We start from the raw sequence: 14,135 nt of genomic DNA on the forward strand, positions 1-14,135 counted from the left end.
GCCACGTCGGTCCTGATGGTGACCAGGTCGCGGTTCAGGGGCAGCCTCTCAAGCGCCGCGCGCAGGTTGTCGCCGACCTTGCCCTTGATCGCGGCGGCGTTGGCGATCACCCCGTCCAGGCTGCCGTATTCGGCCAGCCATTTGGCGGCGGTCTTCGGCCCGCATTTCTCCACGCCGGGCACGTTGTCGATGGCATCGCCCATCAGCGCCAGCAGGTCGACGATCTGGTCGGCGCGCACGCCGAACTTGTCGATCACCGCCGCATCCGAATCCATGCGGCTGCCGCTCATGGTGTTGACCAGCGCCACCGCCCCCACGCCGACTGCCGGCTGCCGCACCAGCTGGGCGAAATCCTTGTCGCCGGTGGAAATGGTCACCTCCAGGCCCTGCGCCGCGGCCTGCAGCGCAAGCGTGCCGATCACGTCGTCGGCCTCCACGCCCGGCTCGCGCAGGATCGGGATGCCGAGCGCCGCCACGATCTCCATCATCGGCTCGATCTGCGCGCGCAGCTCGTCCGGCATCGGCGGGCGGTTGGCCTTGTAGTCGGGATACATCTCGTCGCGGAAGGTCTTGCCGGGCGCATCGACCACGAAGGCGATGTGCTCCGGCTTCTCCTTCAGGTGGCCGCGCAGCATGTTGACCACGCCGAACAGCGCGCCGGTCGGTTCACCGGCCGCATTGGTCAGCGGCGGCAGCGCGTGGAAGGCGCGGTAGAGGTAGGAGGAACCGTCGATCAGCACAAGCTTCGTCATCGGGCGATTCTAATGCCCGGATCCCGCGAAGGCAGGAATGACCGACGCACGGCACAATGCCCTGCCCCGCCCGGAACGCCCGCATGCTGCGCTGGTTCGAATCCCGCCTCGACCCCTTCCCCGACGCACCGCCGACGCAGCCTCCGGCAAGCCTGTACGCGTTCTGCCGGCACTACACCCGCGGCGCCGAGCGCTGGCTGCTGCTGATGGCCGCCACTACCGCCGCCATCGCGCTGGCGGAAGTGGCGCTGTACGCCTACGTCGGCGCGCTGGTGGACCGGATGAACGCGCTGGGCGTAACCGGCTTCCTCGCCGTGGAAGGCCCGCGGCTGGCGTGGATGGCGCTGCTGGTCGTCGTCGTCCTGCCGCTGCTGACGTGGCTGAACTCGGCGGTGCAGCACCAGACCCTGCTCGGCAACTTCCCGATGCGGATCCGCTGGAACGTGCACCGCTACCTGCTGCGGCAGTCGATGGGTTATTTCCAGGACGAATTCGCCGGCCGCATCGCCACCAAGCTGATGCAGACCTCGCTGGCGGTGCGCGAAACCGTGGTCAAGCTGTTCGACATCGGCAACTACGTGCTGGTGTATTTCGGCGGCACCCTGCTGGTGGCGGCCAGCGCCGACTGGCGGCTGATGCTGCCGTTCGCCGGCTGGCTGGCCTGCTACGGGCTGCTGATGCGCTGGTTCGTGCCGAGGATGGGCAAGGTGTCGCAGGACCAGGCCAATGCGCGCAGCACCATGACCGGCCGCATCGTGGACAGCTACACCAACATCGCCACGGTCAAGCTGTTCTCGCATTCGCAGCGCGAGCAAGCCTATGCGCGCGAGGCGATGGGTGGCTTCCTGTCCACCGTGTACCGGCAGATGCGTCTGGCCACCAGCGTCTACAGCCTGCTGTACGCGCTGAACATGGCGCTGCTGGCCTCGGTGGCGGCGCTGGGCATCTGGCTGTGGCTGCAGGGCGCGGCCAGCACCGGCGCGGTGGCGGTGGCCGCGGCGCTGGCGCTGCGCCTGCTGGGCATGTCGCACTGGATCATGTGGGAGCTGTCGGCGCTGTTCGAGAACATCGGCACCGTGCATGACGGCATCAGCTCGATCTCGCTGCCGCCGACGGTGGACGACGCACCCGCCGCGCCGGCGCTGCCGCAGGTGCGCGGCGAGGTCCGCTTCGAGAACGTGGCCTTCCACTACGGCAAGGGCAGCGGCGTGATCGAACGCCTCGACCTGCACATCGCGCCGGGCGAGAAGATCGGCCTGGTCGGCCGCAGCGGCGCGGGCAAGTCGACGCTGGTCAACCTGTTGCTGCGCTTCCACGACGTGGAAGCCGGGCGCATCAGCGTGGATGGCATCGACGTGGCGAGCGTGCAGCAGGACTCGCTGCGCGCGCAGATCGGCGTGGTCACCCAGGACACCTCGCTGCTGCACCGCTCGGTGCGCGAGAACATCCTCTACGGCCGCCCCGACGCCAGCGAAGCGGAACTGCTGGAGGCGGCGCGCCAGGCCAATGCCGATGGCTTCATCGCCGAGCTGGTGGATTCACACGGCCAGCGCGGGCTGGATGCCCAGGTGGGCGAGCGCGGAGTGAAGCTGTCCGGCGGCCAGCGCCAGCGCATTGCGATTGCCCGGGTGCTGCTGAAGAACGCGCCGATCCTGGTGCTGGACGAGGCGACCTCGGCGCTGGATTCGGAAGTGGAGGCGGTGATCCAGGAGAACCTGTACCGGCTGATGCAGGGCAAGACGGTGATCGCCATCGCGCACCGGCTTTCCACCATCGCGGCGATGGACCGGCTGGTGGTGATGGACGCCGGCCGCATCGTCGAGGCCGGCACGCACGACCAACTGCTGGCGAAGGGCGGGCTCTACGCGCAGCTGTGGAAGCGGCAGTCCGGCGGTTTCCTGGAACTGGACGCGACCACTGCCGACTGAGCCGGCCCGGCGCGCATCGCGCATACTTGCCGAACCGCTCCCGAGGACACCGCCATGCGCATCGCCCTGCCCCTTGCCCTGACGCTGGCGCTGGCCGCCTGCGCCACCGCCGCGCCGGAAGAAATGCTGGCGCAAGGCGCGGTGCCGGCCACCCGCACCGAAGCCAACGGCGACGTGGTCACCGAATACCGCAACGGCGGGCGCCTGACCATGGTCAAGGTGGTGCCGGCGCGCGGCCCCACCTATTACATCTACGACCGCAACGGCGACGGCGTGGTCAACGACGCCGACGCCAAGGGCGGGCCAATGACCTACTACAAGCTTTTCAGCTGGTAAACGCGCCGCGCATCACGCCGGCGTCAGGTTCGCGTACGCCAGCACCAGCCACTTCGAGCCGACCTCGTCGAAGTTCACCTGCACGCGCGCGTGCGGGCCGCTGCCTTCCACGTCGGTGACGAAGCCGGTGCCGAACTTCGGATGGCGCACGTTGGCGCCCAGCCTTACCGGCGGTGCTTCCAGCGGGGCGTGGCCGAAGTCGCGGCGCGGCGGCTGGGCGAAGCCGCCGCGGGCGAAGCTGGGCTGCTGCTTCGGGCGGATCTCGCGCAGCAGCGGTTTCGGGATTTCGCGCAGGAACCGCGACGGCAGGCCGTACATGTCGCTGCCGTGGATGCGCCGGCTTTCGGCGTGGCACAGCACCAGCTGCTGGCGCGCGCGGGTGATGCCCACGTAGGCCAGCCGACGCTCCTCCGCCATGCGGCCCGGTTCCTCGGCCGAACGCATGTTGGGGAACAGCCCTTCCTCCAGCCCGACCAGGAACACCAGCGGGAACTCCAGGCCCTTGGCGCTGTGCAGGGTCATCAGCTGCACGCCGTCCTCGCCGGCCTGCGCCTGGCCCTCGCCGGCCTCCAGCGCGGCATAGGCGAGGAAGGCGATCAGCTCCGGCATCGACGCGGCGTCTTCCTCGTCGCCACGCACGAAGCGCGAGGCCACCGACACCAGTTCATCGAGGTTGTCCGTGCGCGAGTCCTGCTGGCCGCGCGATTCGTTCTCGTAGTGCACACGCAGGCCGGAGCGCGCCAGCACGTGGTCGGTCTTCTCCGCCAGCGGCATCGCCGCGGTCTCGCCCGCCAACGCCTCGATCAGCTGCAGGAAGCCCGCCACCGCGTTGCGCGCGCGCGCGGCCAGCGTGGAGTGCTCGCACAGCCGGCGCGAGGCCCGCCACAGCGATTCGCGGTGCTCGCGCGCGGCGCGGCGGATCTCGCCCAGCGTGCGGTCGCCGATGCCGCGGGTGGGCGTATTCACCGCGCGCTCGAACGCCGCATCGTCGTCGCGGTTGGCCAGCAGGCGCAGGTAGGCGAGCGCGTCCTTGATCTCGGCGCGCTCGAAGAAGCGCATGCCGCCATAGACGCGGTACGGGATCTGCCGCTTCAGCAGCTCCTCTTCGAAGGCGCGCGACTGCGCGTTGCTGCGGTAGAGGATGGCGGCATCGCCGTGGCTGCCGCCGTCGCGCACCCACTGCGCGATGCGGTCGACCACGTAGGCGGCCTCGTCCATCTCGTTGTAGGCGGCGTAGACATCGATGGCATCGCCCTCGCCGGCCTCGGTCCACAGGCGCTTGCCGAGGCGGTCGTCGTTGTGGGCGATCACCGCGTTGGCGGCATTGAGGATATTGCTGGAGGAGCGGTAGTTCTGCTCCAGCCGGATGGTCTGCGCACCGCTGAAATCACGCAGGAAGCGCTGCACGTTCTCGACCTTGGCGCCGCGCCAGCCGTAGATGGCCTGGTCGTCGTCGCCAACCACGAACACCTGCCCCTCGCTGCCGGCCAACAGGCGCACGAAGCCGTACTGGATGGCATTGGTGTCCTGGAATTCATCGACCAGGATCTGGCCGAAACGGTGGCGGTAGTGCGCCAGCAGGCCGGGGTTGTCACGCAGCAATTCATGCGCGCGCAGCAGCAGCTCGGCGAAATCCACCAGCCCGGCGCGCTCGCAGCGTTCCTGGTAGGCGGCATAGGCGCGCAGCAGGGCATCGTTCCACGGATCGTTCGCGGCCGGCTGGATGTGCTGCGGACGGCGGCCTTCGTCCTTCTGCGCGTTGATCCACCAGACGATCTGGCGCGGCGGAAACTGGCCGTCATCCAGCTCCAGCTGCTGCACCACGCGCTTGACCAGGCGCAGCTGGTCGTCGGAATCCAGCACCTGGAAGCCTTCCGGCAGCTTCGCTTCCTGCCAGTGCAGGCGCAGGAGGCGGTGGGCCAGGCCGTGGAAGGTGCCGATCCACGCGCCGCGCGGCTCGCCGCCCAGCTGCGCGGCGATGCGCGCGCGCATCTCGCCGGCCGCCTTGTTGGTGAAGGTCACCGCCAGGATGCCGTGCAGCGGCACCCCGAACACCTCGTGCAGCCAGGCGATGCGGTGGGTGAGCACGCGGGTCTTGCCGGAGCCGGCGCCGGCCAGCACGAGGTAATGGCCGGGCGCGGCGGAAACGGCCTCGCGCTGGGCCGGGTTCAGCCCATCGAGAAGGTGGGAAACATCCATGCCGCCATTCTACCGGGGCCGGTCACGCCGTCCCTTCCTCAGTGCGCCTGCTTGCCGTTGGACACGCCGTGCATGAGCTTGTCGGTCCAGGCGATGCCGACGGCCGAGAAGATGAACACGCAGTGGATGATGGTCTGCCACATCACCCCGGCCTCGGTGAAGCGGTTGCCGGGCGCGCCGAGATCGCCGATTTCGATGAAAGTCTTCAGCAGGTGGATCGAGGAGATGCCGATGATCGCCATCGCCAGCTTGACCTTGAGCACGCTGGCATTGACATGGCTGAGCCACTCCGGCTGGTCGGGGTGGCCGTGCAGGCGCAGGCGCGAGACGAAGGTCTCGTAGCCGCCCACGATCACCATCACCAGCAGGTTGGAGATCATCACCACGTCGATCAGGCCGAGCACGATCAGCATGATCACGATCTCGGCGCTCTTCTCGGGCTCCGCCGGCACCGCCCCGTTCGCCACCGCCTCCGCGGCGTGGCCACCGAGGAACACCTGGTCGATCAGATGCACCAGCTCCACCCCGAACTGCCAGACGTAGATCGCCTGCGCCACGATCAGGCCCAGGTACAGCGGCAGCTGCAGCCAGCGCGAGGAGAAGATCAAGGCGGGCAGGGGTGACAGGCGTGGGTTCTGATCGGGCTGCATCGGCGGGAGCGGTCAACTGGGAATGTTGCATTGCAGCGGTTGGCGCCGCCGCCGTCAACCGCCCGGGAAATCGTTTGCAGTGCCTCTGGAAGACCTATACAAGCCGCCGCCGCGGCTGTGTACTGCGGGGACTGGGGAGCGGGCGCGGCGTCGACGGACGTTGGCCCGTCGATGACGACCACCAACCGGCGGGGCACCATGGCACAGCAGCAGACCCGATGGGCGCAGTTCAGCGTCCTGATCACCGTGTTCTTCTTCTGGGGCTTCGTCGCCGCCAGCAACGACATCCTGATCCCGGTGTTCAAGAAGGCGTTCGGACTGACCCAGGCGCAGAGCCAGTGGGTCTCGGTGGCGTTCTACGTGGCCTACACGGTGGGCTCGCTGGCCTACATGGCGGCCTCGAAGCTGCTGGGCCGCGACCTGCTCGACCGCATCGGCTACCGCAACGGCATCTGCCTGGGCCTGCTGGTGTCGGCGCTGGGCACCCTGCTGTTCTATCCGGCCGCCAACAGCGGCTCGTTCGCGCTGATGCTGTCGGGGCTGTTCATCGTCGGGCTGGGGTTCGCGCTGCAGCAGATCGCCGCCAACCCGCTGGCCATCGTGATGGGCAACCCCGCCACCGGCGCGCAGCGGCTCACCCTGGCCGGCGGCATCAACAACTTCGGCACCACGGTGGGGCCGCTGCTGGTCAGCCTGGCGATCTTCGGCAGCGTGGCCACGGGCAACGAAGAGGCCAGCATCGAGAGCGTCAAGATCCCGTACCTGGTGCTGGGCGCCGCCTTCGTGCTGGTGGCGCTGTTCCTGCGCCTGTCCGCGGTGCCCAACCACATCGCGCTGGAGCCGGCCGCGGACGACGCCACGCGCGACACGGGCCCGGCGGCGCGCGCGTCCGCTTTCGCCTACCCGCAGCTGGTGCTGGGGATGGTGGCGATCTTCCTGTACGTGGGCGTGGAGGTCTCGACGGTCAGCAACCTGCCCGCCTACCTGCACGAAGGCCTGGGCATCGAGACCCACCATCTGGCGCCCTACGTCTCGCTGTACTGGGCCAGCCTGATGATCGGCCGCTGGACCGGTGCGGCCGGCGCGTTCGAGGTCGGCGCAGGCGCGCGCCGGGCGTTGACCTGGCTGCTGCCGTTCCTCGCCTTCGGCGTGTTCCTCGCGGTGAACGCGATCGCCCGCCACGACGTGTCGCAGTTCCTCGGCTATGCCGGGGTGATCGTGGTGATGGTGGCGGCCACCCTGCTCAGCCGCGGCAACCCGGCGCGGATGCTGCTGTATTTCGCGCTGTGCGGCATCGTCGCCCTGCTGATCGGCATGGCCACCACCGGCAAGGCCAGCATCGTCGCCTTCATCAGCGTGGGCCTGTTCTGCAGCACCATGTGGCCGTGCATCTTCACGCTCGCCATCGCCGGGCTGGGCCGCCACACAAACCAGGGCAGCAGCCTGCTGATCATGATGATCATGGGTGGCGGGCTGGTCAGCTGGGCGCAGGGCGCGCTGGCCGACGCGGTGGGCGTGCACGCCAGCTTCTGGGTCGGCGTGGCCTGCTTCGGCTACCTCGCGTTCTACGCACTGCGCGCCGGCGCGGCGCTGCGCCGGCAGGGCATCGACCTCGACCGGCTGGCGGCCGAGCGCGGCCACTGACGCAACGCCGCATTGCCTCCGTTGCAACAGTGGCGGCGCTAGAGTGGCGCTCCCCGCGTAGGAGCACCTTGCCATGATCGACCTGTACTACTGGCCCACCCCGAACGGCCACAAGATCACCCTGCTGCTGGAAGAAGCCGGCCTGCCCTACGTCATCCATCCGGTGGACATCGGCAAGGGCGCGCAGTTCGAGCCGGCGTTCCTGGCGATCTCGCCCAACAACAAGATGCCGGCCATCGTCGACCGGGCCCCAGCCGACGGCGGCGAGCCGATCAGCGTGTTCGAATCCGGCGCGATCCTGCGCTACCTGTCCGACAAGGCCGGCCGCTTCACCGGTGTTTCCACCGGGGCCGATGCCGGCACCGCGCTGCGCCAGCGCATCGTGGTCGATGAATGGCTGTTCTGGCAGATGGCGGGGCTGGGCCCGATGACCGGCCAGTACGGCCATTTCCACGTCTACGCGCCGGAAGTGGTGCCCTACGCGCGCGAGCGCTACCGCAAGGAAGCCGAGCGGCTGCTGGGAGTGCTCGACCGGCGGCTGCAGGGCCGCGCCTTCATCGCCGGCGACGACTACAGCATCGCCGACATTGCCTGCTATCCGTGGGTCGGCGCCTATACCTCCGCGCCGCTGGACCTTGCGCCGTTCGCCAACGTGCGCCGCTGGCGCGAGGCGATTGCCGCGCGCCCCGCCACCCAGCGCGCGTATGCGCTGGCGCAGCAGGTGAATCCGGATGCCGGCAAGCCGATGTCGGACGAGGAGAAGAAGATCCTGTTCGGGCAGGGCCCGCGCTGAGCCCGGGAACGACGACGGCGCCCTGCGGCGCCGTCGTGCGTTGCGGAACTGGCGAAGCCGTCAGAACTGCGGCTTGACCTCGAACGCCTTCGGCGGTTCGGCGCCGATGAGGTTCTTCACGAAGTAGTCCCAGCGCCGGCGCATCACGTAGTAGCTGTCCACGCCGAAGCCATGGCGCGCATGCGGCAGCAACAGCAGGTCGAAGTCCTTGTTGGCCTTCATCAGCGCATCGACCACCTGCAGCGTGGACTGCACCGGCACGTTGTCGTCCATCATCCCGTGCAGCAGGAAGAGCTTCCCCTTGAGGTTCTTCGCCAGCGCGGCGTTGTCCTGGCCGGTGTAGTTGTTGCTGCCGTCGGCCTTCTTTTCCAGCAGGCCGTGGTAGCGCTCGGCCCAGTCGTCCTCGTAGGTCAGGTTGTCGTGGTTGCCGGATTCGGCGATGCCGACCTTGTACACGTCCGGGTAGCGGAACATCGCCGCGGCGGTGGCGTTGCCGCCGCCGGAATGGCCCCACATGCCGGCGCGGGCGGTGTCGATCCACGGATGGCGCTCGCCCAGCTGCTTCAGCGCCGCCACCTGGTCGGGCAGGGTGTTGTCGGCCATGTCGCCGTACCACGCGTCCTGGAACGACTTGCTGCGCAGCGGCGTGCCCATGCCATCCACCGCGATCACCACGAAGCCCAGCTCCGCCAGCGCCTGGTGGTCGCCGTGCGCGGGTTGGAAGCTGCGGCTGCGCACCGAACCCACCTGCGGGCCGGGGTAGATGTAGGTGACGATCGGATACTTCTTGTTCGGATCGAAGTTGGACGGCTTGAACATCTGGCCGTACAGATCCGTCTTGCCGTCGCGTGCCTTGACCGTGAACGACGCCGGCGCCACCCAACCGGCCGCCTTGAGGCGGGTCAGGTCGGTCTTCGCCAATTCCGCCACCTGCGTGCCCGCGGCATCGCGCACCAGCGCCACCGGCGGGTCGGCGATCGTCGAATGCACGTCGACGAAATACTTGCCGTCCTCGGACAGGGTCACCGTGTGGTTGGCGTTCTCCGGTGTCAGCAGCCGCGGCTCGCCGCCGTCCAGCGACAAGCTGTAGAGGTGCGAGAAATACGGATCGCGCCCGGCCTCGCGGCCGACGCCGGCGACCCACAGCTGGCGGGCAGCCGGATCGAGCCGAAGGATCCTGGTGACGTTCCAGTCGCCGCTGGTGAGCTGGCGCTTCTGCTTGCCGGTGACCAGGTCGTGAAGGTACAGATGACCCCAGTCGGACTTCTGCGAGAACCACAGAAACTCGTTGCTTTCCGGCAGGTAGCGCCAGTTCACCGAGCTCAGCGTGGGCGCGCTCTGGTACTGGGTGGCCACGGTTTCGGTGAACACGTCGCGGACCTTGCCGGTGGCGGCATCGGCCACGCGCAGGGTGGCCGACTTGTGGCCGCGGTCGGTGCTGACGAAGGCGAGGGTCTTGCCGTCCTTCGCCCACTGCACGTCTTCCCAGCCGTCATCGCAGACGATGTCGTCGCTGCAGGTGGAGCGGTGCTGGTCGGCCGGCATCTGCAGGCGCACGACGTTCGGCTTGGCGCCGGACAGGTCGATGATCACGCGCTCGATCAGGGTCACGTCCTTGTCGCCGGCGAACGGGTACTTCCACTGCTGCACTTCGGGCGCGCCGACATTGGTGCCCACCATGGTCATGGTGCTGGTCTTGCGCTGGTCCTGCTGGAAGGTGGCGATCTTCGTGCCGTCCGGCGACCACGCCACGATGGCGTTGTCGGTGTGCTTCCAGCCGGCGTTGTCGGTGGCATAGCCGTAGTCGGGCTTGCCGTCGAAAGTGAGCTGGGTTTCCTTGCCGCTGGCGAGGTCGCGCAGCCACAGGTTCCAGTCGCGGATGAAGGCCTCGCGCTTGCCGTCGGGAGAGGCCGCGCCGGGTTCGCTGCCGGACTTCGGCGAAGCCTTCGCTTCCACCTTGCAGCTGCCTGCGGCGCAGCGGAACGCACTGCCGCGGCTGCGCAACACCAGGCTGCCGTCGGCGTCGCGCTCGACCTGCAGCGGCGGCAGCTTGTCGGGATCGACCGGCTTGCCCTTGCCATCGGCTGCCGCGTTCATCGCCGCGGCCAGCGCCTTCGCGTCGAACGCCGGCACGGACTTGCCGGTGGCGGGATCGAAGCGCAGCACCTGCACCTTGCCGTTGTCGGCCAGCCGGTACACCAAGGTGTCGTCTTCCAGCCAGCTGGCGCCGCTCAGCGCCTGGTCCAACAGCGGTGCGGTGCGATCACCCAGCATCTTCACCGCGCGCTCGTAGTCGGCCGTGGTGACCGCCTGCGCCGTCGCCGTGCCCGCGCCGGCCATCAGCAGCGCTCCCGCCAGCCAGACCGCGTTCGAATGTCGTGCCATTGCATCCCCGAGAGTCCTCGCGCCCGTGCGCACCGCCGGCGATGCTAGCGCGTGGCCCGCCGCGGCGCCCGTGCCAATGGTCGGGGCCGTGACCGGCGCCTCATGCCGGCGCGCTATCATTCGCGCCCTGATGTCCTCGCTGCCCACCGTCGCCTCCCCGCCCGCCAATCCGCTGCGCATCGACCTCGTCGACGCGTCGCTGGAGGCCGTGCTGGCGGAACCCGGGCTGCTGGCCGCATTCGCATTCAGCGACGTCGCGGCGCCTCGCCAGGACGACCCGCGCCACCTGCGCGTGGCGCTGGCGCCGGCGCTTGGGCGCGCGCCGCTGGAGTGCTGGCGCGTGGATGGCGCGGTGAGCCACGGCCGCGACGGCGACATCGCCTGGAGCCGCGGCGGAGGGCTGCAGTTCGGCGCGCTGGAACTGGCCGACGACGGCGACATCGAAGCGGTCGCCGAAGCCGCTTACCGGCGCCTGCAGCAGTGGCTGTCGCGCAGCGACCATCCGCATCCGCTGCGGATCTGGAACTACCTCGACGCGATCACCGAAGGCGACGGCGATGACGAGCGTTACCGGCGCTTCTGCGTCGGCCGCGCGCGCGGTATCGGCCGCGAACTGGCACCGGGCGAACTGCCCGCCGCCACCGCCATCGGCCACCCGCAGCGCAGCGGCCGCTTCCAGCTGTACTGGCTGTCGGCGCAACAGGCCGGCACGCCGCTGGAGAACCCGCGCCAGCTGCAGGCCTGGCGCTACCCGCGCCAGTACGGCCCGCAGCCGCCCGGCTTCGCCCGCGCCCTGCTGCCGGCATCCAGCGCAATGCCGATGCTGCTGTCCGGCACCGCCGCGGTAGTGGGCCACGCCTCGCAGCACGGCGATTCGCTGGAGGCGCAGCTGGACGAAGTGCTGGTCAACCTGCAGAGCCTGATCGACACCGCCCGACTGCTGCGCCCTGCGCTGCCCGCCGCGCTCGGCCCCGGCTCGCCACTGAAGGTGTACGTACGCGATGCCGATGCGCTGGCGCAGGTCGATGCGCTGCTGCAGGCGCGCCTGCCGGGCGTGCCGCGACTGCTGCTGCACGCCCACGTCTGCCGCCGCGAGCTGGCGGTGGAGATCGACGGCAGCCACGCCTGACCCGGATCCGTGCTTGCATTGACCGGCGACATCCTGCATATCGTGCAGCTGGACAATCCGGGGGAACGCGCATGGGACTGGTCAGCCTGATCTGGGGCATTCTTTCACTGCTGTGGATGTTGCTGGCGCTGGTGCCGCTGCTGGGTTGGGGCAACTGGTTCATGATCCCGTTCGCGGCCGTCGGCGCGATCCTCGCCATCATCGCCATCGCCACCGGCAAGGGCCGGGTGACCGGCATCATCGGCCTGCTCCTGTGCATCGTCGCCATCGGCATCGGTTCGATCCGGCTGCTGATAGGTGGCGGCATCCTCTGATCGCCGGCGGCGGGCGTAAAATGCCCGCATGAACACGCCCGCAAACCGCTTTCCCGTCCGTCCGCGGCGCATGCGCCGCGACGAGTTCTCGCGCCGGCTGATGCGCGAGCACGTGCTGACCACCAATGATCTGATCTACCCGGTCTTCGTGCACGAGGAACAGGGCCGCGCGCCGGTCGGTTCGATGCCGGGCGTGGAACGGCTGTCGATCGACGAACTGCTGCGGGTGGGCGAGCAGGCGCTGGAGCTCGGCGTCCCGGTGCTCGACCTGTTCGGCGTGCCGGATCCGTCCGCCAAGACCGCCGACGGCCGCGTCGCCTGGGACGAGAACGGCATCATCCCGCGCGCCATCCGCGCGCTGAAGTCGCGCTTCCCCGAACTCGGCGTGATGACCGACCAGGCGCTGGATCCGTACACCACCCACGGGCAGGACGGGCTGATCGACGACAGCGGCTACATCCTCAACGACGAAACCATCGAAGCGCTGGTCAAGCAGTCGCTGGTGCACGCCGCCGCCGGTGTGGACGTGCTGTCGCCGTCCGACATGATGGACGGCCGCATCGGCGTGATCCGCGACGCGCTGGAAGCCAGCGGCTTCATCCACACCCGCATCATGGCCTACAGCGCCAAGTACGCCAGCGCCTTCTACGGCCCGTTCCGCAGCGCGGTGGGCAGCGCCGGCAACCTCGGCAAGGGCAACAAGTACACCTACCAGATGGACCCGGCCAACTCCGACGAGGCGCTGCACGAAGTCGGCCTCGACCTCGCCGAAGGCGCCGACATGGTGATGGTCAAGCCGGGCCTGCCGTATCTGGACGTGCTCTACCGGGTGAAACAGCACTTCAAGCGCCCGACCTACGCCTACCAGGTCAGCGGCGAGTACGCGATGATCAAGGCCGCCGCGGCCAACGGCTGGATCGACGAGAAGATGGTGGCGATGGAGGCACTGACCGCGTTCAAGCGCGCCGGCGCCGACGGCATCCTCACCTACTTCGCGCTGGACGCCGCGCGCTGGATGAAGGCCTGATCCTGTAGGAGCGCACGGAACGGGCGCGAACGCATTCGCAAGATCAGGCCTGGAGCGTCCTCCCCTGCGGGGCGCTCCTACAGGCAAAGCGCAGGAAGAGGTTGACGCGGCGACTACAGGCAGGGAGAGCACATGCAACGCTACGCCGTTTTCGGTTCACCCATCAGCCACTCGCAGTCGCCGCGCATCCATTTCGCGTTTGCGAAGCAATGCGGCATCGCGATGGACTACGTCGCCCTCGAGGCCGGCCACGCCAACTTCGCCTCGAAGCTCGCCGCCAGCGGCGTGCACGGCGCCAACGTCACCCTGCCGCTGAAGGAAGACGCGTTCGCCCTGTGCATGGGCAATGCCAGCAGCCGCGCGCAGCGCGCCGGTGCAGCCAATACCCTGATCCGCGACGGCCACGGCTGGCGTGGCGACAACACCGACGGCAGCGGGCTGGTGCGCGACCTGACCGAGCGCCACGGCCTGGACCTGCGCGAGCGCCGCGTGCTGCTGCTGGGCGCCGGCGGCGCCGCACGCGGGGTGGCGCCCGCCCTGCTGGATGCCGGCATCCACTCGCTCTACGTGGCCAACCGCACGCCGGCACGCAGCGAGGCGCTGGCGGATGCGCTGGGCGAGCCCGGCCGCGTCCATCCGCGCGGCCTTGACGACCTTGACCGGCTGGGCGAATTCGACCTGCTCATCAATGCCACCTCCGCCACCCGTGGCGGCACCCTGCCGGTGCTGCCGATGTCGCTGGCCGGCCAGCGCAGCGTGGCGGTGGACCTGAGCTATGGCGAGGCGGCGGTGGCGTTCTTGGCCTGGGCCCGCGCGGCGGGCTGCGCGCAGGCGCTGGACGGGCTGGGCATGCTGGTGGAGCAGGCCGCGGAAAGCTTCCTGCTCTGGCACGGCGTGCGCCCGGAAACCGAAGCGGTGTACGCCGAGTTGCGCGCCCGCAGCGATGGGCTGGTGACCGCGGACTGAGGGCGGTAAGCC

General features: G+C 69.2%; 12 protein-coding genes. 8 read left to right on the forward strand and 4 right to left on the reverse strand.

Annotated elements, in window-relative coordinates:
• A partial coding sequence (locus G582_RS16585; RefSeq protein WP_038054038.1) for a 5'-3' exonuclease occupies positions 1 to 752 on the reverse strand: 752 nt, incomplete at its 3' end.
• A gap of 83 nt (positions 753 to 835) precedes the next feature.
• Between G582_RS16585 and G582_RS0112115 the strand changes: the two genes are divergently transcribed.
• The gene (locus G582_RS0112115; RefSeq protein ID WP_028840056.1) at positions 836 to 2,680 is read left to right on the forward strand and encodes an ABC transporter ATP-binding protein; all 1,845 of its coding nucleotides are present in this window, start codon (positions 836 to 838) and stop codon (positions 2,678 to 2,680) included.
• Between the two features lie 54 nt (positions 2,681 to 2,734).
• Positions 2,735 to 3,016: a DUF2782 domain-containing protein gene (locus G582_RS0112120; RefSeq protein ID WP_028840057.1), complete on the forward strand. Its 282-nt coding sequence runs from the start codon at positions 2,735 to 2,737 to the stop codon at positions 3,014 to 3,016.
• A 12-nt stretch (positions 3,017 to 3,028) separates the two neighbouring features.
• Here G582_RS0112120 and uvrD read toward each other — a convergent pair whose 3' ends face one another.
• Positions 3,029 to 5,215 carry a DNA helicase II gene (uvrD, locus tag G582_RS0112125; protein WP_028840058.1) on the reverse strand — a complete coding sequence of 729 codons (2,187 nt, stop codon included), beginning with the start codon at positions 5,213 to 5,215 and terminating at the stop codon, positions 3,029 to 3,031.
• A 38-nt stretch (positions 5,216 to 5,253) separates the two neighbouring features.
• Positions 5,254 to 5,865 (reverse strand): YqhA family protein, encoded by a 612-nt coding sequence (locus G582_RS16590; protein WP_038054044.1) that lies wholly within the window; start codon positions 5,863 to 5,865, stop codon positions 5,254 to 5,256.
• A gap of 171 nt (positions 5,866 to 6,036) precedes the next feature.
• Between G582_RS16590 and G582_RS0112135 the strand changes: the two genes are divergently transcribed.
• Together G582_RS0112135 and G582_RS0112140 are read left to right on the forward strand one after the other, a co-directional pair.
• Complete coding sequence (locus G582_RS0112135; RefSeq protein ID WP_248642785.1) at positions 6,037 to 7,509, forward strand: MFS transporter; 1,473 nt, start codon at positions 6,037 to 6,039, stop codon at positions 7,507 to 7,509.
• 73 nt (positions 7,510 to 7,582) lie between these two features.
• Entirely contained in the window at positions 7,583 to 8,302 is a 720-nt protein-coding gene (locus tag G582_RS0112140; RefSeq protein WP_028840060.1) for a glutathione S-transferase C-terminal domain-containing protein, read from the forward strand.
• Positions 8,303 to 8,362: 60 nt separating this feature from the next.
• Here G582_RS0112140 and G582_RS0112150 read toward each other — a convergent pair whose 3' ends face one another.
• Positions 8,363 to 10,687 carry a S9 family peptidase gene (locus tag G582_RS0112150; RefSeq protein WP_028840061.1) on the reverse strand — a complete coding sequence of 775 codons (2,325 nt, stop codon included), beginning with the start codon at positions 10,685 to 10,687 and terminating at the stop codon, positions 8,363 to 8,365.
• 130 nt (positions 10,688 to 10,817) lie between these two features.
• Between G582_RS0112150 and G582_RS0112155 the strand changes: the two genes are divergently transcribed.
• From G582_RS0112155 to aroE, 4 genes are all read left to right on the forward strand, one after another.
• Positions 10,818 to 11,816: a chorismate transformation FkbO/Hyg5 family protein gene (locus G582_RS0112155; protein WP_051247216.1), complete on the forward strand. Its 999-nt coding sequence runs from the start codon at positions 10,818 to 10,820 to the stop codon at positions 11,814 to 11,816.
• 71 nt (positions 11,817 to 11,887) lie between these two features.
• A complete protein-coding gene (locus G582_RS0112160) occupies positions 11,888 to 12,130 on the forward strand; it encodes a hypothetical protein (protein WP_038054046.1) in 243 nt (80 codons plus the stop codon).
• Positions 12,131 to 12,158: 28 nt separating this feature from the next.
• Positions 12,159 to 13,157, forward strand: coding sequence for a porphobilinogen synthase (hemB, locus tag G582_RS0112165; protein WP_083961204.1), 999 nt, complete (start codon positions 12,159 to 12,161; stop codon positions 13,155 to 13,157).
• A 132-nt stretch (positions 13,158 to 13,289) separates the two neighbouring features.
• Positions 13,290 to 14,123, forward strand: a complete 834-nt coding sequence (gene aroE, locus G582_RS0112170; RefSeq protein ID WP_028840065.1) for a shikimate dehydrogenase — start codon at positions 13,290 to 13,292, stop codon at positions 14,121 to 14,123.
• Positions 14,124 to 14,135: the final 12 nt, after the last annotated feature.

It is taken from the genome of Thermomonas fusca DSM 15424 (assembly GCF_000423885.1).
GTDB classification, from domain to species: Bacteria; Pseudomonadota; Gammaproteobacteria; order Xanthomonadales; family Xanthomonadaceae; genus Thermomonas; species Thermomonas fusca.